Consider the following 18,662-nt stretch of genomic DNA (forward strand, 5'->3'; position numbering starts at 1 on the left):
TGAAGCGTCCCTGAACGCGCCCTAAATGATCTTCAGGTTGGCTTTAGGTTCGCTCAGGCACTCTGGACGTCGTGCGAGTGCTGCTGGTGGAGGACGAGGAACGGCTGGCCGGCCTGATCAAGGGCGGGCTGGCGGGCGAGGGCTTCGCCGTGGACGTGGCCCACGACGGGCGCGACGGCCTGTGGATGGCGACCGAGAACTCCTACGACGTGATCGTCCTGGACGTGATGCTGCCCAGGATGAACGGCTACACGGTCTGCTCCCGGCTGCGCGAGGCGGGCGACTGGACCCCGATCATGATGCTCACCGCCAAGGACGGCGTCCACGACGAGGCCGAGTCGCTGGACAACGGCGCCGACGACTACCTGGCCAAGCCGTTCTCGTACGTGGTGCTGCTGGCCCGGCTGCGCGCCCTGGTGCGGCGCGGCGGGACCGAGCGGCCGGTCACGATCACGGTCGGCGACCTGGTGGTGGACCCGGCCGGCCTGCGCTGCCGCAGGGGCGGGGTGGAGGTCGGGCTGACGCCGAAGGAGTTCGCGGTGCTGCACGCGCTCGCCCGCCGCCCCGGCGAGGTGGTCTCCAAGAGCGAGCTGCTGGCCCAGGCGTGGGACTTCTCCTACGACGGCGACCCGAACATCGTCGAGGTCTACATCAGCGCACTGCGCAGGAAGATCGACCTGCCGTTCGGGCGGACGACGCTGGTGACCGTCCGGGGAGCGGGCTACCGGTTGGAGGCGGCATGAGGGCGCTGCTCGAACGGAGGCCGAGCTGGGCGCGGGTGCCGGGCGGGCTGTCGTCGGTGCGGGTGCGGGCCACCGTCGCGGCGACGCTGGTGGTGGCCCTGGCGCTCGGCGTCGCCGCCCTGGTGCTGGTCATGGCGTTGCGCGGCACGCTGGAGGGCAACGCGGGCGAGGAGGCGGCCAGGCGCGCCGCGGCGGCGATGCCGTACGCGGAGACGGTGCCGATCATGCCTGAGGGGGTGACGCCGGCGGCCACGACGACCGCCGCCCAGACGACCACGATCATGGCGGACGACCTGTCCGTGGTGCGGCTCGCCGATCCCGATCTCGTCCTGGCCGGCCGCGCCACCGGCTCGCCCGCCCTGTGGGCGCAGCCGGCCGAATACGCCGTCGCGGGGCTGCAGGTGAGCACGCCGACCGGCCCGGCCACGCTCTGGTCGCGGGTCTCCCTGGACGGCGTGCAGAAGGCCGTCCAGGCCCTGTACGGCGCGTTGTTGCCGGGCGTGCCCGCCCTGCTGCTCGTGGTGGCCGGGATGACCTGGTTCTCCGTGGGCCGCGCGCTGGCCCCCGTGGCCGCGATCAGGGTTAAGGTGGCCGACATCACGGCCCGCGACCTGCACCAGCGCGTCCCGGTGCCGGGTTCCAAGGACGAGATCGCGGCCCTGGCCACCACCGTGAACGGCACCCTCGACCGCCTGGAGACGGCCGTGGGCCGGCACAAGCGGTTCGTCGCCGATGCCGCCCACGAGCTGCGCAGCCCCATCGCCACCCTGCGGGCCCGGCTCGAACTGGCCGAGCAGAGCGAGCTCACCCGCGAGGCGCTGGCCGACGTCGAACGCCTGCAGTCGCTGGCCGCCGACCTGCTCATGCTGGCCAAGCTGGACGCCGGCGAGCCGCTGCGCACCGGCGAGCTGGACCTGGGTCAGGTGGCGGCCGAGGAGTCGCTGCGGGCCAGGCGGCGGCCGGAGATCAGGGTCGAGCTGGACATCGAGCCCGACGTGGTGCTGAACGGCTCCCGCGCGCACCTCGACCGGCTGGTCACCAACCTGGCCGACAACGCCGTCCGGCACGCCGCCTCGGCCGTACGCGTGCGGGTGCGCGCCGAGGAGGGCCAGGCCGTGCTGGAGGTGCACGACGACGGCCCGGGGATCCCGCCGGAGCACCGCGAGGCCGTCTTCGGCCGCTTCACCCGCCTGGACGAGGCGCGTGCGAGGGACGCCGGCGGCGCCGGGCTCGGCCTGCCCATCGCCAGGGACATCGCCCACCTGCACGGCGGCACGCTCACGTACACGGACGCCGGTTTCGTGGCCCGGTTCCCCCTCGCGGAGGGGGCGCTCAGCCCCGTTTGACGACCAGGGCGTAGTTCGTGCTGCGCTGGAAGATCTCGAAACCGGCGCGGGAGTAGACGCTGACGGCTCCCGTGGGGTTGTCGGCGTCGACGCCCAGCCCGGTCGTGTCGAACCCCTGTGCGCGGAAGGCGGCCAGGGCGTGCGCGATCAGCGCACCGGCCACGCCCTTGCCGCGCCACTCCCGGAGCGTGCCGACGATCTGGATCCAGGCCCGGCGCTCGCCGGCCAGCTCGTTGTAGCCCTCGAAGGTGTGGGTGATGAGCGTGCCCACCGCCCGGCCGTCGTGCAGGGCCACGAACGACGATTCCGGCAGGAAGTTCTGGGAGCCGACGATGTAGTCGCGCCAGCTCTCCGGGGTGTGCGGAACGCTGCCCCAGTGGTCGAGGAACGCCTCGTTGCGTACGCGGCGGGCGCCCTCGTCCAGCTCGGGCGACCAGGGGGCGACGGTCACCCCGGCGGGCGGCGCGAAGGCCGGCAGGTCGCCCGACAGCGAGCGTCCCATGTGGGCGAACCAGCGGTTGGCGACGAAACCGGCGCCCTCGGCCAGCGCCTTCAGCCCGACGTTGGTGTCGGGCACGTGGAGGTGGATCTCCGGCTGGACGCCGGGGAAGGCCCGCTCGCTCAACCCAGGCGCCACGGCCAGGCTCCAGTCGACGATCCGCCGGCCGAGCCCGCGCCTGCGGTGGGCGGGGTGCACGCCGCCCGACAGCCGCATGACGTGGCTGTCGGTGACGGACTGCCGGACCGGCAGGTAGCCGTAGGCGACGATCTCGCCGCCCTGCCTGGCCGCGAGCGTCCCCGCGGCCAGGTCGATCAGGCGGTGGCCGAGCTGCTCCCTGACGTCGTCGAGGTCGGGGACCTCGCCCGTGCGATCCTCGGCCTCGATCGCGGCCAGGAGGGCGGCGAGCGCCTCGGCGTCGTCAGGGGTCAGCGGTTCCCACACCAGGCTCATGGCCAGCAGCCTAGGACAGCCTGGCGAAACACCCCAGTTCTTTCCCTATGCGGGCGATGCCTTCGGCGAAGCCCTTCCTCGTCCGCTGCCCGAACCCGATGAAGAACCGGTTGGCCAGGGGCACGGCCCAGCGTCCCCGCTCGGCCACGTCGTAGACGCGGTGCTCCACGCGGGCGCCCTCCGGGTGCGGGAGCACGGCCCATTCGCCCCGGTACCACCAGCCGCCCTGGAAGGCGACGGTGTACCCGTCCTTCTCGACGGTCATCGGGTGTGTGGGCAGTGAGCGCATCAGGGCCTGCCACACCTGCTCGACCGGGGCGCCGACCACCCCGGCCACCTCGGTGATCAGCCGCTTCCTCACGGCTTGCGCACCCGGCTGTTCTGGAAGGAGGCGAACCGCCAGCCTTCCGGCGTGCGCAGCGCGGTCAGCGTGACGACGGACTGCCTGCTCGGGTCGGGCACGCCGGCCACCGACGAGCTGCCGCCGACGATCACCAGCGCGACGTCGTCGGTCAGCGGCCGGACGATCGGCGCGGGGCCGCCCTCGGCCAGCTTGATCGAGGTCTCGAACAGCGCGCGGTGGGTCTCCTCGATCGCCTTCCTGCCCCGCAGGTGCAGGCCGAAGAAGGTGATGTAGTCGGCGTCCTCGGTGAACAGACCGGCGTAGGCGGCGGAGTCGCCGGCGTTCCAGGTCTCCGTCATCCGCTCCACCAGGCGGATGATCTCTTCGGACATGGCACAGCTCCTTTCGTCGCGGCGCCTATCCTGGGAGTTGCGCGTCCGGGCAGGGCAGGCGCCGTGTTCGGATGTCGGCCGCCGGGGTGTTGGCGCACCCCGGCGGCCCTTCTCTCACCCCTCGGTCGTGCTCGTCCAGGCGAGCTCGCCCTGGTCGAGCCGGTCGAGAAGTCTTCTGATCCAGGCGAGCTCGGCGGCGTGCAGCGCCTGCTCGCACTCGACCTCCAGCATGAGGATCTCGGGCAGGCCGCTGTCGTGCATGGCCTTGATGTGCCCTTCCATCCCGGCGAGCGTGCCTTCGAGGGTCGCGGCGCGGGTGCGCAGCGCCCGCTGCGCCTCGGGCAGCGGCAGGCAGCCGATCAGCGAGATGGCCGCGACGAAGGCGCGCCGGTCGGGGTCGGGCTGCTCCAGCAGCCGCCGGAGCCGGGTGATCAGCTCTTCGCGGCCCTCGTCGGTGATCTCGTAGACCGTGCGCTCGGGACGGCGGCCCTCGCGGCCGGTCGCGGCGGGGACGATCAGCTCGTCCCTGGCCAGCCGCTCGACCGCGTGGTAGAGGCTGCGCGGCAGGCCGGTGATGTAGTCCTTGTGCGTGTCGATGATGAAGCGGTGGAGCTCGTAGGGGTGGCTCGGGTGCACCGTGAGCAGGGCGAGCACGGTCAGGTCGACCAGGCCCTTGCGTTGTGCCATGTTGCCTCCCCCTATATTGCAATTTGCAATATAGCTCACCTGTCGAGCTGGAGGAAGGCCCGCTCGATCGCCTGCCGCGACACCTCCTCCGGGTACGGGAACCGCGTGATCGAGTCCCGCAGCCCCTCCACGTGGGCCTTCGCGGCCAGCTCCGCCACCAGCGCCAGCTCGGCCTGCTGCTCCTGGACGAAGGCCCGGCCGACCACCGCGCCGTGCCCCGGCACGAACACCTGCTCGGGCAGCGCGTCGAGCATCGCGGCCGTCGTGTTGGGCCAGTCGAGCGGGTAGGAGTCGCCGAACGCCGGCGGCGCGCCCTCCTCGACCAGGTCGCCGGCGAACACCACGCCGGCGTCCGGCACGTGCACGACGATGTCGTTGCTGCTGTGGCCGAGCCCGAAGTGCCGCAGGTGCACCATGCGTCCGCCGATGTCGAGGCTGGCCGAGACGGTGAAGGTGTGGTCGGGCGGCGTGATGGCGATCTCCTCCATCTCCGCGCGGCGGTCGGGCCGCCGTTCCATGACGTCCGCGCGGTGCCGCTCGCCGTACACCTCGATCTCCTCGGCGCACCGGACGTGGCTCCAGATCTCGGCGGGACGGAAGAGCGCGTTGCCGAAGTAGTGGTCGAAATGCGAATGGCTGTTCACGACCGTCCACGGGTGGCCGGTGATCGTCCTGATCGCGTCGATCAGGTCGGCGGCCTCCCGGTGGGAGCTTCGGGTGTCGAGCACCAGACAGTGCCCGTCGCCCACGATGAGGCCCGTGTTCAGGTCGAAGGACTCATGGCGACGCACGTAGACCCGGTCGCCGACCTCCTGCCACTGCTCGTTCATGGCAACGAACCTTACTTTTCGGACTTCCCGCCGGTCATCCCCGGAGGTAGGCCAGCACGGCCAGGACCCGGCGGTGGCCGTCGGACTCCGGCGGCAGGTCGAGCTTGGTGAAGATGCCGGCGATGTGCTTGGCCACCGCGGCGTCGGTGACGACCAGCTCCCTGGCGATCGAGGCGTTCGCGCGGCCCTCGGCGATCAGGGCGAGCACCTGCTGCTCGCGCGGGGTGAGCCGGGCCAGCGGGTCGCGCCGGCGGCGCAGGAGCTGGCGCACCACCTCCGGGTCCACGACCGTGCCGCCCGCGGCCACCCGGTCGAGCGCGTCGACGAACTCGCGCACGTCGCCGATCCGGTCCTTCAGCAGGTAGCCGACGCCCGCGCCGGCGCCGGACTCCAGCAGCTCGGCCGCGTACGTCTGCTCGACGTACTGGCTGAGCACGAGGACGGCCAGCTCGGGGTGGCGGCGGCGCAGGCCGAGCGCGGCGCGCAGGCCCTCGTCGCTGAAGCCCGGGGGCATGCGCACGTCGGTCACCACGGCGTCGGGGCGGTGTTCGGCGACCGCCGCGACCAGGGCGCCGGCGTCGCCGACCGAGGCCGCCACGGTGTGGCCGAACCGTTCGAGCAGCCCCACCAGCCCCTCGCGGAGCAGCACGGCATCCTCGGCGATCACGACGCGCACGGGATCTCCACTCGTACCAGGGTCGGGCCGCCCGGCGGGCTGGACACCGACAATCGTCCCGCCACCACGGCCAGCCGGTCGGCCAGGCCGGTCAGCCCGGTGCCCCTGGCCGGGTCCGCGCCGCCGACGCCGTCGTCGCGCACCTCGACGGCCAGCGTGCCGGCCACCGTCCGGGCGGTGACCGCGGCCCTCGTGGCTCCGCTGTGCCTGGCCACGTTCGCCAGCGCCTCGGTGACCACGTAGTACGCGGTGACCTCGACGGGCGCGGGCAGCCGTCCGAGCTCGTCGGCGTCCACGTCCACGGGGACGGGCGAGCGTCCGGCCACGTCGCGGATCGCCGCGCCCAGCCCCCGGTCGGTGAGCACCTGCGAGTGCACGCCCCGGATCAGCTCGCGCAGCTCGGCCAGCGCCTGCCTGGCCTCGTCGTGCGCCACGTCGAGCAGCCGGGCCGTCGGCGAGCCGTCGGGCACGTCCAGCCGGGCCAGGCCGAGCGTCATCGACAGGGCGACCAGCCGCTGCTGCGCGCCGTCGTGCAGGTCCCGCTCGATCCGGCGGCGCTCGGTCTCGAACGCGTCCACCAGGCGCGCCCGCGACCGCATGACCTCGCTCAGCTCCGACCCGGCCGGCGCCAGCACCGCCCTGACCATCGCGCCGCGCGCCCCGCCCCACGCCGTGATCGTGTACGCCGCCACCGGCAGCAGCAGCACCCCCGCCACGCCCGCCACGGCGCCGAGCACCGGCCCGGCCTCCGGCTGGACCACGGGGGACAGGATCAGCAGCACCGGCCCCCCGACGGTGAACCCCAGCATGACCAGGTCGATCCACCACATCGCGAACACCGTCATGACCGCGACCCCGGCCGCCCGCCGGCGCCGGTCGGGCACCGACGGCAGCGGCACGGTGTCCACCAGGCGCAGCCGCACCCGTTCGAACCGGGCGGCCGGCGGCACGACCAGCGTGAGCAGCACCGGCACGAGCAGCAGGCCGACCGGCGGTCCGGCGAGCCCGACCGCGATGACCCCGAGCCCGACGGCCGCCCCCGGCAGCACGCTGCCCACCAGGTACGCCACGCACCGCCACGGCCAGGCCGACCGGAGGAAGGCGGCCGGCCGCTGCGTGAGCGCTTCGAGCGCGGTCCTGTTTCCCACCCGGCGACCGTATCCGGGGACGGGAACGGCCCGCAGTAGTGCAGGGTCTACCCTCGGCGGCTCAGCCCGCCATCAGCGGCTCGGCGGCGGTACGCAGCTCGGCGCTGAACGGCGTGGGCCGGAAGGTCTGCGGATCGAGGTTGACGTTGACGCGGTAGCCCTCGGCGTGCACGACCGAGCGGTCCTCGGACAGGACGCGGAAGCCGTACACGCCGCTGGTGCGGCCCATGCGGTCGATCCAGAAGTCGACCTGCACCTGGCCCGCGCCCATGACCGGCGCGTTGTAGGTGATCTTGAACTCGCGGACGGCCAGGTAGAGGTCCTTGAACTTGGAGATCGCCGGGTCGAAGCTCCAGCCCTGCTCGGCCCAGTAGGCGGAGATCGCGCGCTCGACCAGCAGGGCGTAACGCGAGTTGTGCAGCAGGCCCATCGCGTCGAGGTCGTCGAAGTGCACCTGGGCGGGTCGGGTCTGGGTCACGCGAGCTCCTTCAGTCGGTCGTGGACGGCGCGGCGGGCCCGCTCGTAGGCGGCCTCGCCCCTGCCGAGCAGGCGGGTGTGGGTGACCGCGGCCTCGCCGAGGGCGTCGATCTCGTACGCGAGCTGCGCCGGGTCGGTCTCCGGACGCAACTCCCCCAGCTCGACCGCCTCCCGGACCAGCCGCTCGACGAAGTGCAGCCAGTCGGCCATCGACTCGGCCACCCGGTCCCTGACCGGGCCGGGACGGTCGTCGAACTCCACCCGCGCCGTGTAGAAGAAGCACCCGCCGGGCAGGACGCCCCTCTCGTAGAAACGCAGGCGCGCCTCGTGCAGGGCCAGGACGCGGGCCACGCCGGGAGGGGCCTTGAGCGCGGGCTTGACGATCTCGTCGGTCCATTGGCGGACGGCCCACTCGATGGTGTCGAGCTGAAGTTGCTCTTTATCTCGCCAGTGAGCGAAAAATCCGGATTTGCTGACACCGGCGGCTTCGGCCAGCCGGCCCAGGGTCAGCCCGTCCAGACCGTGCACCGAGGCCAGCGACACGGCCTGTCCGAGGATCGCCTCACGGCTGCGCTGCCCGCGCGCCCGGCGACCGTCTTCCTTCACGTCGGCCATGCCGCCAGCATACATTAACGACCGATCGTTCAGATTGGTGGGGTCAGACCCTCCCGTAGCGCACCGCGACCGCGTCGAAGATCCGGACCGCCGCCGCCGCGTCCGCTTCCATGATCGGGCAGTCGAGCTGCGGGTCGTTGCCGTCGAGCCCCGACTCCCGCTCGACGATCCGCGCCACCTGGTACATCAGGTCCACGACCCGGCCCGCGGCCTCACCGTGCCACCAGTACGGCACGCTGATCCCCCAGCCGCCCGCCCAGTGGTCCACGGAGATGCCGGTGCCCTCGTGTTCGAGCTCCCAGTTGGGCGGGTCCTCGAAGACCGTCACGTCGCCGAGGAGCGCGCGGGCCTGGGTGACGACGTTGTTCCACGCCACCAGGTCCGGCGGGCGCGGCTCGTCGCTCTCCGAGCCGAAGTACAGGTCGTAGCTCATGGTGGACGAAACTAGCGCCCACTCCCGACGAAACCCCGCAGAATACGCCGAACGACAACGACCAGCGCGAGCGCCACCCCGACCCTCACCACCACGGAACTTCCCCCGCGGGGCGCCTGCGCGGCCACGGGCGCCGCCTCGCCGGCGGTGACCTCCGAGTAGACGTCGTCGATGATCAGATTGAACCGGCGTTCCCTGCGCGACCCGGCGCTCGTCGTCCGCAACGTCCGCACCTGACGCCAGAAGTCGCGACCGATCGGCCCGGCGAGCACGGTCGCGGCGATCTGCCGCAGGTGCGCCTCGGTGATCGAGCGCAGCTCCCACATCAGCAGCCAGTGGTTGAGGATCATGTTCACGTACAGGTGGGCCCGCTGCCCCTCCTCGTCGCCGGAGGCGAAGAACGCTCCCCAGCAGGCCCGGTAGAGCGGGTCGTCCATCGCCATCTTCATCAGGTCGCCATGCAGCGTGCGCAGCGCCTGCTCCCTGGCGGACTTGGCCTCTCTGGCCTGGAGCACGAGCGAGAACGCCACGCCGATGAGCGCGAGGACGGCCAGGATGGCCGAGGCCGCGCCGTACGTCTGGCCGATGTCGCCGAGCACCGACCAGTCGCCGCGGCTGCGCCCCAGGGCGGCCAGGAAGAAGGGCGAGGCGACGACCAGTCCGGCGGCGGCGACGACCGACAGCAGGAGCAGGATGGTCACCCAGTAGCGCCCGAACGACCGTCTGTTCACCGCGCTAGAACGTGGCGGAGTGGCGCAGGGGCGGGGGGAGGACGTCGCGTTCGGCGGTCATGTACGGGATGAGCTCCACTCCCTGACCGAAAAGCTTTTCCAGCTCGTCTCCGCAGCTCTCGATCAACGGCCGGTCGAGGATCTTGCGCGCTCCGGTCAGTGTGCCGTCCTCGCTGTAGAGCACCTCGTACATGACGGTCGAGTCGAGGACGACCAGCTCGGGCAGCGGCCCGGGGAAGCCGAGCGCGGGCAGGCGGTCGGCTTCGAGCACGCGGATGTGCTCACCGGCCAGCGCCCGCAGGCGGATGTAGTAGAGCTCCCACTGCAGGTAACGGCTGAAGGGCCGCTCGACCAGCCGCACGCGCCGCATCGCGAACTTCCCCGCCTCGCGCAGCGGCCGCTGGATCTCGTGGCGACGCTCGTCGATGAGCCGGATCGCCTCTCCCCAGTCGCCGGCGTCGAGGGCCAGCCAGCTCGGCTCGTCCGGCTCGCGGTAGCTCTGGCGGGTCTCCAGTTTCCAGAAGACACGTTCGAGCTCGCGGAAGTATGGCCAGAAGTCGGAGAAATACTCATCTGGAGTGAGCTGCTGGGACTGCGCCGCAGCGACGTTTCTAAGCATCAGGGATATCCGGCTTGGCGGCTACGAGCATCTTGCGGGGAATGACGACCAGGCGTTCGTCTCGGGCAATACTAACCCCCTCGGGCAGGCGGCCACGATAACTCTCCGTGAGGTCGCGTCCTATCACCGCGATATCGCCGTTGGATAGCTCCCAGATATCGGGACATGAGGGGCTTGCCGTGGTATCGCCCAGCTCAAGGGCCGACCTCCCCAGGCGTCGTCGCAGTTCGGCCGATGCGTCAGCTTCCCATGGACGCGCCACGGCAAAACCCCTTTTCCCTGGTGGCGTTACGCATGAGTGTGACATCGAATGCCATGACCGACAATGTCCCCGTCACGGAAGAGTGAATTCACTGCGGCGGCAGTAATGTTCCGGCGGGGAGCGCCGGATCATTCTCCCGCTGCGTGCTTGCGGAACTCCAGCCCCTCGAACGTCCCGGACGTGCGCCAGCCGTCGATGTAGGCGAAGTACGCCATCGCCCCCTGGGGATGGCCGATGTTCAGCCGGCCTTTCATGCCGGCGTCCTGGCCCTCGTTGTTGTAGTAGCCGGGTGTGCAGTCGGCGGAGGCGCCCAGGATGCTTCCCGGGCCCGACAGCAGCAGCTCGATCCAGGCGTCCTCGGCCTCCCGGGTCGCCTCGACCTCGTCGAAGCCCTGGCCGAGCGCATGGCTGACGATCGTGGCGATGGTCCGGCCAGCCTCGGTGAGGTTGTGCGGGATGTTGGAGATGAGGTTCGCGCCCTGCGTGGGCTGGACGACGAAGGCGTTGGGGAAGCCGTGCACGTGGATGCCGTGCAGGGTGCGCATGCCGTCCGCCCAGCGGTCGGTGAGCCGCAGGCCGTCGCGGCCGGTCAGCTCGTAGCCGGCGCGCCGGGTGTAGTCGGTGGTCACCTCGAAGCCCGAGGCGTAGATGACGCAGTCGACCTCGTACTCGACGCCCCCGGCCACCACCCCGCGCCGGGTGACGCGCTCGACGCCCTTGCCGTCGGTGTCCACCAGGTGGGTGCCCGGCACGTTGAAGGACTGCAGGTACTCGTCGTGGAAGCAGGGACGCTTGCAGAGCTGGCGGTACCAGGCCTTGAGTTTCGCGGCGGTCCGCGGGTCGGCGACGATCGAGTCGACGCGGGCCCGGATCTCCTCCATCTTCTCGAAGTCGGAGTCCTCGTACGCCTGCGCCATCTTCTCCGGGGTCAGGTCCTCGGGCGGCAGGGCCGCGATGCGGGCGCGGACGCGGCGGGCGATGTCGGTCCAGCCGTCCATCACCAGGTCCTCGTCGACCAGGCCGCCGGTCTGGTTGCCGGTGAAGTTCTCCAGCCAGCGCTGCTGCCAGCCCGGGGTGGCGATCCCGGCGAACCAGGCGGGGTCGGTGGGCCGGTTGTCGCGTACGTCCACCGAGGAGGGGGTGCGCTGGAACACGTACAGCTCGGCGCAGGCGCGGGCCAGGTGCGGCACGCACTGCACGGCCGTCGCGCCCGTGCCGATGACGGCGACGCGCTTGTCCGCCAGCCGGTCCATGGGCGCGCCGGTGGGGTCGCCGCCGGTGTAGTCGTAGTCCCAGCGGCTGGTGTGGAACGAATGCCCCCGGAAGTGGTCGATGCCCGGGATGCCGGGGAGTTTGGGCACGTGCAGCGGACCGATGCCCATGACCACGAACCGGGCGGTGAAGGCGTCGCCGCGGTTCGTGCGCACGGTCCAGCGCGACCGGGAGGCGTCCCACTCCAGGTCCTGGACCTCGGTGTGGAAGAGCGCGTCGTCGTACAGGCCGTAGTGCTTGCCGATGCGGCGGCAGTGTTCGAGGATCTCGGGGGCGTGCGCGTACTTCTCCGTCGGCATGTGGCCGGTCTCCTCCAGGAGCGGCATGTACACGAACGACGCGGTGTCGCACTGGGCTCCCGGGTAGCGGTTCCAGTACCAGGTGCCGCCGAAGTCGCCGCCCTTCTCGACGATCCGCACGTCGCCGACCCCCGCCTCCCTGAGCCGGGCGCCGGTGACGAGCCCGGCGAACCCGCCGCCGACGACGGCCACCGTCACGTGGTCGGTCTTCGGTTCGCGCTCGGTCCTCGGCGTGTACGGGTCGTCGAGGTAGTGGGCGAAGCGGCCGGTGAGGCGGACGTACTGGTCGTTGCCGTCCGGGCGGAGCCGCTTGTCGCGCTCTTCGAGGTATTTGCGGCGGAGGGCTTCTTTGTCCATACGTCCTCCGGGGACGAGGTTCCGAATTCCAGAATGTCATTCGCGAATCTCGTTCGACAAGGCCCGCGGCCGGGTGAAGCGGGCCCGCAGCCGGCCGAGGACCGGCGGACCGCCCGCGAAGCACCACAACGCGATCACCGGATCGCAGATGGCGCAGCCGAAGGAGGAGTCCGCGGCGAAGGGCAGCAGCGGGCTGCCCTGGAGGTGGTGCAGCACGTCCCAGGCGGTGTGCAGCAGCCAGCCGATGCCGATGAACGTCCAGCTCTCCAGCCCGCGGTAGGCGACGTAGGTCATCACGACGGGCAGCAGGAACTCCCAGTAGCCGAGCCCGCCGCCGCTGAGGTACGCGGCGCCCGCGCCGGCCACCAGCACGGCGTTGGCGCGGCGGCCGTGCGGCTCGGGGATCAGGGAGACGAGGGAGACGGCGACCAGGCCGATCAGGATCGGCATGAGGATGGACATGGGGCACTTCCTGCTGGATTCGGGGGAACGCAGCCAGGCTAGGCGGGCCGTCCGGACCCTCCCAGAGGGTGGCTCGACAAACTCCGACGAGTTCCCGCCAACCGCCCGCCGCCTGGCCTAGCGTGGCCGCATGCACACTGTGGCGGTCCTGGCCCTCGATCACGTGGTGGCGGCCGACCTGGCGATCCCGGTCGAGGTGTTCGGCCGCGCCCGGCTGGCCGACGGGAGCCGCCCGTACCGGGTCCAGGTGTGCGCGGCGACGCCGCAGGTGGCCGCCGACGCCTTCACGATCGTCGCGCCCCACGGCCTGGAGGCGCTGCGCACGGCCGACACGATCATGGTGCCCGGCTGCTCGGAGCAGGCCGCCCCGCCGGGCCCCGAGGTGCTCGCGGCGCTACGCGACGCGGCCGCCGCCGGCACCCGCATCGCCTCCATCTGCGCGGGGGCCTTCACGCTGGCCGCGGCCGGGCTGCTCGACGGGCTGGGCGCGACCACCCACTGGATGGCCGCCGACCGGCTGGCCGAGCTCTTCCCCGACGTCGACGTGCGGCCCGACGTGCTCTACGTCGACAACGGCCAGATCCTGACCTCGGCCGGCGCCGCCGCCGGGCTCGACCTGTGCCTGCACCTCGTCCGGCGCGACTTCGGCTCGGCGGTCGCCGCGGACTCGGCCCGCCTGTCGGTGACGCCCCTGGAGCGGGAGGGCGGCCAGGCCCAGTTCATGGCGCACACCCGGCCGCCGGTGCCCCAGGGCTCGTTGCTGGAGCCGGTGCTGGCGTGGATCGAGGACAACCTCGACGGCAAGGTGACCCTGGCCGCGATGGCCGCGCAGAGCGGGATGAGCGAGCGCACGTTCGGCCGCCGGTTCCGCGAGCAGACCGGCACCACGCCGCTGCAGTGGCTGCTGCGCGCCCGGGTGCGGCGGGCGCAGCTCCTCCTGGAGACCACCGACCACGGCGTGGAGCGGATCGCCACGCAGGCCGGGTTCGGCTCGGCGGTCGCCCTCCGCGAGCGGTTCAAGCGGGTGGTCGGCGTGCCGCCGCAGTCCTACCGCGCCTCTTTCCGGCCTCTCGTCACGGACGCGGCTCTCGTCACGGACGCGGCTCTCGTCACGGACGCGGCTCTCGTCACAGACGAGGCTCTCGTCACGCACGAGGCTCTCGTCACGGACGCAGCGCCGTGAGGGCGCTCTCCCAGACGTAGGTGTCGTTGCCGTCGCCCGCGCTCGGGGCGTGCGGCTCGAACTGCCCCGGCCCGATCAGGACGCGCACCCCCTCCGACCGCAGCTCCTCGACGCTGCGCCGGAAGGGCGCGCGGGCGGCGAGCGCGCGGTTGACGAACGGCAGGACGACCACGGGGATGCCGAGCCCCGGAGCCTCGGCCAGCAGCCCGAGCGCGTAGGTGTCGGCGACGCCCATGGCGAACTTGTTGATCGTGTTGTACGTGGCCGGGGCGACGATGATCGCGTCGGCCCTCGGCGGCCTGGGCTCGTGCGGACTGCGGTAGCGGCTGCGGACCGGGCGCCCGGTCAGGCGCTCCAGCTCCGGCACGTCGACGAAGCCGAGCGCCGAGGGTGTGGCGACGATCTGGACGTCCCAGCCCTCTTCTTGAGCCGGGACGACGAGCCTGGCCACGTCGCCGGCCGGGCCCGCCGCGCACACGATGACATGGAGACTGCGTGCCGGTGTCTTCACGGTTGAGATCGTAGGACGCCCGCCGCCCCCTCGGCATCGCGTACGCGGGCGGCGACCTCCGGCGTGAGGTGGCGGGCCAGCACCTCCAGGGCGGCGGTGACCTCGCCGACCGCCTCGGGGCCCGGATCGGGCAGGGCGGCGGCGAGGGCGTCGTCGATCGTGGCGGCCCTGACCTCGGCGACCCGGGCGGAGGGCGTCGCCGCGGGACGGATGAGCCGCCGCCGCCGGTCGGCCGGATCGGGCACGCCCTCGATCGACCCCGTGGACTCCAACCGGGCGACGGCCGTGGACACCTGGCTCTGCGGCAGGCCGGTCCGGGCCGCGATCTCGCTGACCGTCGTGCCGGAGTGGGCGACCACGTCGCCGAGGACGACGAGCACCGTGCGGACCGAGCCCCGCGGGCCGTCGCCCTTCGGCTGGGGCATCGCCTGCTCGCCGATCTTCATGAGGGTGCGGCCGAGCAGGAACAGTTCGACTCCGTTCATGAAGTCATGATACATCTAGATCGATGCATCGATTTAGATGCTTTTTTTCCCTAGCGGAGGAGACCCGCATGACCGCCCTTCCCGTCCCCGGCGCCACCCTCCACTTCCAGGTCGAGGGCAGCGGCCCGGTCCTGCTGTTGTCGCAGAGCGGCGAGGGCGACGCCGATCGCACCGCCGACCTCGTGCCGCTCCTGGCGGACACCTTCACCGTCGTCACCTACGACCGGCGCGGCCTGTCGCGCAGCACCCTCGACCCCGCCGCCCCGCCCGTCACCATGGCCGACCACGCCGACGACGTCGCGCGGCTGCTCGCCGAGGTCGCCGACGGGCCCGCCCTGATGGCCGGGTTCAGCATGGGAGGCGCGATCGGCCTGCGGGTCGCGGCCCGCCACCCCGGCGTGCTGCGCACGCTGATCGCGCACGAGCCCGTGCTGCCGAACCTGCTGCCCGCCGCCGGCCGCGCCGAGCACGTGGCCGAGCTGGCGGCCATCCAGCGGGCGTACGCGGACGGCGGGCTGGCCGCGGCCTTCCCCGCGATCACCCGGCACCTCGGCATCGACCCGGCCCACGACGAGACCGAGGACGGGCTCACCCCGCAGCCGCTCACGGCCAGGCGGCAGGCCAACTTCGGGTTCTTCATCGGGACGGAGTTCACGGCCGTCATGGAGGACGACCTCGCCCCGGCCGAGACGGCGGGCACCGGGACCCGGGTGATCCCGGCGATCGGCCTCGCCACCCGGCCGTCGGTGCACACCTACCGCTGCGCGCTCGCGCTGGCCGAGCTGCTCGGCGTCGAGCCGGTCACGCTGCCGGGCGGCCACAACGGCAACACGGCCTTCCCACGCGCGACGGCTCGTGCGCTCAAGAAGCTCCTCGCTCCCCGTCACGTCCAGGCGTGAACGTACGGGCGTGAACGTCCGGGCGGTCAGCGGCCGGGCGGTCAGCGCCGGGCGGTCAGCGCCGGGCGGTCAGCGGCCGCAGGTGCGGAGCATGTTGGACAGCGCCACACGCTCGCTGCGCGTCACGAACAGCCGGTAGTGGTGCTTGACGGTGATCCACGAGGTCGCGTAGCGGCACCAGTACGCACGGCGGCGCGGACGCCAGCTCTGCGGCCCCTGCCCGCCCTTGGCGATGTTGGCGGAATGGCTGACGGTGACCAGCTCGGGACGGGTGAGGTCGTTGGCGAAGGCCCGCCGCCGCGCCGGGCTCCACCTCTTGGCGCCCGAGCGCCAGGCGTAGGCCAGCGGGACGACGTGGTCGACGTCCACCAGGCGCTCGCTCTTCAGCCGCCTGCCGTCGTACGGGCTGTACCAGACGCCCTTCACCGGATGGCAGGCCGCGTTCCTGCGCACCCGCCGCCCGTCCCGGGCCAGGACGGTCTCGCGTACGTCACACCTTCCCTTGTGACGTCCCCACTTGGGCTGGAACCGGCGATGGGTGTAGCCGCGCAGCGATAAGGGCCTGGCGACCCGCAGCTGGGCCAGCATGCGGCGGGCCCGCGCCGCACTGGCCTGCGCGCCCGCATGGGCGCGTGCGCCGGACTGCGCCGCGGCCGGCTGCGGCGCGGCCACGACCTCGGTGATCGGGATGACCAGGAAGGCGAGGACGGCCATCAGTACGGCCCGTCTCAGGAAGATCATGCTTTACCCCATACCCACCCAGGACGGACCTCCTCCAAGTGGATGGCCAGCCCTCCGCAAGTGGGGGTGCGTACCTTCCCTAACCATGCGAAAGCTCCCTCTCCTCCTCGCCGCCCTGACCGCCGCCTCCGCCGTCGTGCTGCCCGCGACCACGTCCCTCGCGTCGGCCTCCGCCGCCGGGAAGACGCTCTCCTTCCGCGGCATGACGCTGCGGATCCCCGCCGACTGGAAGGTGCACCGGTCGGGTGACCACGTCGTGGTGGTGACCGGGTTGTTGTGCAAGAAGCCGGAGCCGTTCGCGCCCGACTGCGAGAGCTTCTGGATCTTCGGGCCGAAGGACTACACGAACGTGCCGGTCGGCGGCGGTTCCATGACGTACACGGGCAAGCAGCAGTTCCATCCGTTCAGCGGGGTGATCCCGTGCCCGTTCAACTCCAACCTGAGCTGGTATCCCGGCGAGAAGGCGTCCTACCGCGGGCTGCGGCCGGTGGGCGCCGGACACCAGGCGAAGTACACCACGTGGCCGAACCGCTGCGTGACGAACGACACCGGCCGCACCACCAGCAAGTGGAACGAGAAGGAGTGGTTCCTGCCGCAGTCCAGGATCCTGGTGGTGGACGCCTGGAACACCTACGGGCTGGCCGGCGTGCTCAAGCGCGCCACCTGGAGCTGATCCCGCACGTCCCGGCTTCCGGGTGGCGGCTGGCACGATGGGCGGTGGTCCGGGGATGGGGGTGAGGGGTGGCGAGCCGGTTCTTCATCGGTGAGGGGTACGCGTCGTACCAGGGGCCGTCGGCGGACAACTCGCTCCATCGTCACGCCGCTTACCAGGTGACGGCCGCCGTGGAGGGCGAGGTGGCGGTCGTCGACGAGCGGGGGACGTGTCATCGCGGGCCTGCGCTGATCATCCCGCCCATGGTCCGGCACCGCATGCCGGGGGCGCCGGACGTCCGCATCTGGTTCGTCGAGCCGCAGTGCTCGTACGCGTCCGTCCTGCGCGACCGCTGCACCCGGATCCCCGACACCTCGCCCATCGGCTCCGGCCTGCCGCCCGACGACGGCTCCCCTACCGGCTCCGGCCTGCCGCCCGACGACGGCTCCCCTACCGGCTCCGGCCTGCCGCCCGGCGGTGGGGTGATCACCGCGGCTGCCGATCTGCATGCCCTCCGTGAGGAGGACTTCCGTCGGGTCGTGGAACCTCGGCCGTCCCGGGCGCTCGATCCGCGCCTGGTGGTGGCGATGGAGGCGTTGACGTCGCGGAACCTCCTGGTCGCCGACGCGGCCGCGCAGGCCGGGCTCTCCCCCCAGCGCCTTCGCACCCTGGCCCGGCTGCAACTCGGCATGCCGCTCGCCCGGTGGCGCATCTGGCGGCGGCTCACCCGCGCGGCCCGCGCCCTGGCCGGCGGCGGTTCGATCGCCGAGGCCGCGCTCGACGGCGGCTTCGCCGACCAGGCCCACTTCCACCGGCAGTTACGCGACATGCTGGGGCTCACGCCGGCGACCGTGCTGCCGCTGCTGCGCCGGTCAGCCGCGAGCGGCCACGTAGACGGAGATTGAGCCGGTCACCGTCCGCACGACCTCCGCCTCGCGGACGTCCGCGAACCCCGCGTCGGTCATCAGCGCCGGCAGCACGCCGTCGGCGTTGGGCTGCGTGTCCCGCACCCCGTCGGCCAGTTGCACCACCCGGAACGCCAGCCGCATCGACGCCGTCCGCTGCCAACCGTAGTCGGCGATCACCAGCTTGCCGCCCGGCCGCAGCACGGCGTGCATGGAGGCGAGGATCGCGCGTTTCATCGCGAGCGGACACTGGTGCAGGACCAGGCTCGACACCGCCGTGTCGGCCGAACCCGGCCCCAGCAGGCCGGTCAGCGCGTCCCCCATGCCGAGCCGCCATTCCGGGGCCGTACCGCTCGCCCTGCTCTTGCGCCGCGCCTGGGCCAGCGTCTCCGGATCGGGGTCGACACCGACGATCCTGGCCCGCGGTTCGAGGCGGTGGAGCAGCATGGCCTGCGAACCGGTGCCGCAGCCGACGTCCACGATCGTCTCGTCCGGCCTGGGGGCGACGTGCATGGCCACCAGGCTGCGCCACAGCCGTTCCCGCGTCAGCGCGACCACCGGGTCGTACAGGCGGGTGAACTTCAGACGTCCGAGCGCGGGGGTGAAGGTCTGTTCAGACATGGACGCAGTCTCAGCCGCCCG

25 protein-coding genes are annotated in these 18,662 nt (G+C 72.1%); 6 read left to right on the forward strand and 19 right to left on the reverse strand.

The annotated features are described in order from the left end of the window. The first annotated feature begins 71 nt into the window (after positions 1-71). Together AB0J71_RS26795 and AB0J71_RS26800 are read left to right on the forward strand one after the other, a co-directional pair. A complete protein-coding gene (locus AB0J71_RS26795) occupies positions 72-743 on the forward strand; it encodes a response regulator transcription factor (RefSeq protein WP_352329836.1) in 672 nt (223 codons plus the stop codon). Next, positions 740-2,089, forward strand: a complete 1,350-nt coding sequence (locus tag AB0J71_RS26800) for an ATP-binding protein (RefSeq protein ID WP_364416563.1) — start codon at positions 740-742, stop codon at positions 2,087-2,089. The genes AB0J71_RS26795 and AB0J71_RS26800 overlap by 4 nt, the downstream gene beginning before the upstream one ends. Here the strand turns inward: AB0J71_RS26800 and AB0J71_RS26805 are convergent. From AB0J71_RS26805 to AB0J71_RS26875, 15 genes are all read right to left on the reverse strand, one after another. Continuing rightward, positions 2,076-3,041, reverse strand: a complete 966-nt coding sequence (locus AB0J71_RS26805) for a GNAT family N-acetyltransferase (protein WP_352329840.1) — start codon at positions 3,039-3,041, stop codon at positions 2,076-2,078. The two genes, AB0J71_RS26800 and AB0J71_RS26805, sit on opposite strands and share 14 nt — an antisense overlap. A gap of 10 nt (positions 3,042-3,051) precedes the next feature. After that, positions 3,052-3,402 (reverse strand): hypothetical protein, encoded by a 351-nt coding sequence (locus AB0J71_RS26810; RefSeq protein ID WP_364416565.1) that lies wholly within the window; start codon positions 3,400-3,402, stop codon positions 3,052-3,054. After that, on the reverse strand, positions 3,399-3,776 hold the full coding sequence (locus AB0J71_RS26815) for an SgcJ/EcaC family oxidoreductase (RefSeq protein ID WP_364416567.1): 378 nt from the start codon (positions 3,774-3,776) through the stop codon (positions 3,399-3,401). Before AB0J71_RS26815 ends, AB0J71_RS26810 begins: the two co-directional genes overlap by 4 nt. A gap of 114 nt (positions 3,777-3,890) precedes the next feature. Then, positions 3,891-4,463: a PadR family transcriptional regulator gene (locus tag AB0J71_RS26820; RefSeq protein ID WP_364388691.1), complete on the reverse strand. Its 573-nt coding sequence runs from the start codon at positions 4,461-4,463 to the stop codon at positions 3,891-3,893. Positions 4,464-4,498: 35 nt separating this feature from the next. Then, positions 4,499-5,293, reverse strand: a complete 795-nt coding sequence (locus AB0J71_RS26825) for an MBL fold metallo-hydrolase (RefSeq protein ID WP_352323818.1) — start codon at positions 5,291-5,293, stop codon at positions 4,499-4,501. Positions 5,294-5,327: 34 nt separating this feature from the next. Continuing rightward, the gene (locus tag AB0J71_RS26830; RefSeq protein ID WP_352323819.1) at positions 5,328-5,969 is read right to left on the reverse strand and encodes a response regulator transcription factor; all 642 of its coding nucleotides are present in this window, start codon (positions 5,967-5,969) and stop codon (positions 5,328-5,330) included. Continuing rightward, entirely contained in the window at positions 5,957-7,117 is a 1,161-nt protein-coding gene (locus AB0J71_RS26835; protein ID WP_364416569.1) for a sensor histidine kinase, read from the reverse strand. Before AB0J71_RS26835 ends, AB0J71_RS26830 begins: the two co-directional genes overlap by 13 nt. 61 nt (positions 7,118-7,178) lie before the next feature. Continuing rightward, a complete protein-coding gene (locus AB0J71_RS26840) occupies positions 7,179-7,595 on the reverse strand; it encodes a thioesterase family protein (RefSeq protein WP_352323821.1) in 417 nt (138 codons plus the stop codon). After that, on the reverse strand, positions 7,592-8,209 hold the full coding sequence (locus tag AB0J71_RS26845; protein WP_352323822.1) for a TetR/AcrR family transcriptional regulator: 618 nt from the start codon (positions 8,207-8,209) through the stop codon (positions 7,592-7,594). The genes AB0J71_RS26840 and AB0J71_RS26845 overlap by 4 nt, the downstream gene beginning before the upstream one ends. Positions 8,210-8,252: 43 nt before the next feature. Further along, positions 8,253-8,642 (reverse strand): hypothetical protein, encoded by a 390-nt coding sequence (locus AB0J71_RS26850; RefSeq protein ID WP_352323823.1) that lies wholly within the window; start codon positions 8,640-8,642, stop codon positions 8,253-8,255. Between the two features lie 11 nt (positions 8,643-8,653). Beyond that, on the reverse strand, positions 8,654-9,373 hold the full coding sequence (locus AB0J71_RS26855) for a DUF6082 family protein (RefSeq protein WP_364416571.1): 720 nt from the start codon (positions 9,371-9,373) through the stop codon (positions 8,654-8,656). A 4-nt stretch (positions 9,374-9,377) separates the two neighbouring features. Then, positions 9,378-9,992 (reverse strand): DUF6879 family protein, encoded by a 615-nt coding sequence (locus AB0J71_RS26860; RefSeq protein ID WP_364416573.1) that lies wholly within the window; start codon positions 9,990-9,992, stop codon positions 9,378-9,380. Further along, the gene (locus tag AB0J71_RS26865) at positions 9,985-10,254 is read right to left on the reverse strand and encodes a hypothetical protein (RefSeq protein ID WP_352323826.1); all 270 of its coding nucleotides are present in this window, start codon (positions 10,252-10,254) and stop codon (positions 9,985-9,987) included. Before AB0J71_RS26865 ends, AB0J71_RS26860 begins: the two co-directional genes overlap by 8 nt. A gap of 128 nt (positions 10,255-10,382) precedes the next feature. Beyond that, positions 10,383-12,182, reverse strand: a complete 1,800-nt coding sequence (locus tag AB0J71_RS26870) for an NAD(P)/FAD-dependent oxidoreductase (protein ID WP_364416575.1) — start codon at positions 12,180-12,182, stop codon at positions 10,383-10,385. Positions 12,183-12,218: 36 nt separating this feature from the next. After that, positions 12,219-12,644: a DUF6010 family protein gene (locus AB0J71_RS26875; RefSeq protein ID WP_352323828.1), complete on the reverse strand. Its 426-nt coding sequence runs from the start codon at positions 12,642-12,644 to the stop codon at positions 12,219-12,221. Between the two features lie 130 nt (positions 12,645-12,774). Between AB0J71_RS26875 and AB0J71_RS26880 the strand changes: the two genes are divergently transcribed. Then, entirely contained in the window at positions 12,775-13,827 is a 1,053-nt protein-coding gene (locus AB0J71_RS26880; RefSeq protein ID WP_364416577.1) for a helix-turn-helix domain-containing protein, read from the forward strand. Here AB0J71_RS26880 and AB0J71_RS26885 read toward each other — a convergent pair. Next, positions 13,808-14,338 carry a flavoprotein gene (locus AB0J71_RS26885; RefSeq protein WP_364416579.1) on the reverse strand — a complete coding sequence of 177 codons (531 nt, stop codon included), beginning with the start codon at positions 14,336-14,338 and terminating at the stop codon, positions 13,808-13,810. The two genes, AB0J71_RS26880 and AB0J71_RS26885, sit on opposite strands and share 20 nt — an antisense overlap. Further along, positions 14,335-14,823: a MarR family transcriptional regulator gene (locus AB0J71_RS26890; RefSeq protein ID WP_352323831.1), complete on the reverse strand. Its 489-nt coding sequence runs from the start codon at positions 14,821-14,823 to the stop codon at positions 14,335-14,337. The genes AB0J71_RS26885 and AB0J71_RS26890 overlap by 4 nt, the downstream gene beginning before the upstream one ends. 68 nt (positions 14,824-14,891) lie before the next feature. On the opposite strand from AB0J71_RS26890, the gene AB0J71_RS26895 reads away from it, so the two are divergent. Beyond that, on the forward strand, positions 14,892-15,722 hold the full coding sequence (locus tag AB0J71_RS26895; RefSeq protein WP_364416581.1) for an alpha/beta hydrolase: 831 nt from the start codon (positions 14,892-14,894) through the stop codon (positions 15,720-15,722). A 69-nt stretch (positions 15,723-15,791) separates the two neighbouring features. On the opposite strand, the gene AB0J71_RS26900 is transcribed toward AB0J71_RS26895, so the two are convergent. Then, a complete protein-coding gene (locus AB0J71_RS26900; RefSeq protein ID WP_352323833.1) occupies positions 15,792-16,463 on the reverse strand; it encodes an HNH endonuclease family protein in 672 nt (223 codons plus the stop codon). A gap of 85 nt (positions 16,464-16,548) precedes the next feature. Between AB0J71_RS26900 and AB0J71_RS26905 the strand changes: the two genes are divergently transcribed. Together AB0J71_RS26905 and AB0J71_RS26910 are read left to right on the forward strand one after the other, a co-directional pair. Then, positions 16,549-17,136, forward strand: coding sequence for a hypothetical protein (locus tag AB0J71_RS26905; RefSeq protein ID WP_352323834.1), 588 nt, complete (start codon positions 16,549-16,551; stop codon positions 17,134-17,136). Positions 17,137-17,204: 68 nt separating this feature from the next. Beyond that, positions 17,205-18,020, forward strand: a complete 816-nt coding sequence (locus AB0J71_RS26910; protein ID WP_364416583.1) for an AraC family transcriptional regulator — start codon at positions 17,205-17,207, stop codon at positions 18,018-18,020. Here AB0J71_RS26910 and AB0J71_RS26915 read toward each other — a convergent pair. Beyond that, positions 17,988-18,641, reverse strand: coding sequence for a methyltransferase domain-containing protein (locus AB0J71_RS26915; RefSeq protein WP_364416585.1), 654 nt, complete (start codon positions 18,639-18,641; stop codon positions 17,988-17,990). The genes AB0J71_RS26910 and AB0J71_RS26915 overlap by 33 nt on opposite strands. Positions 18,642-18,662: the final 21 nt, after the last annotated feature.

The organism is Nonomuraea sp. NPDC049637 (assembly GCF_040675235.1).
Lineage (GTDB): Bacteria > Actinomycetota > Actinomycetes > Streptosporangiales > Streptosporangiaceae > Nonomuraea.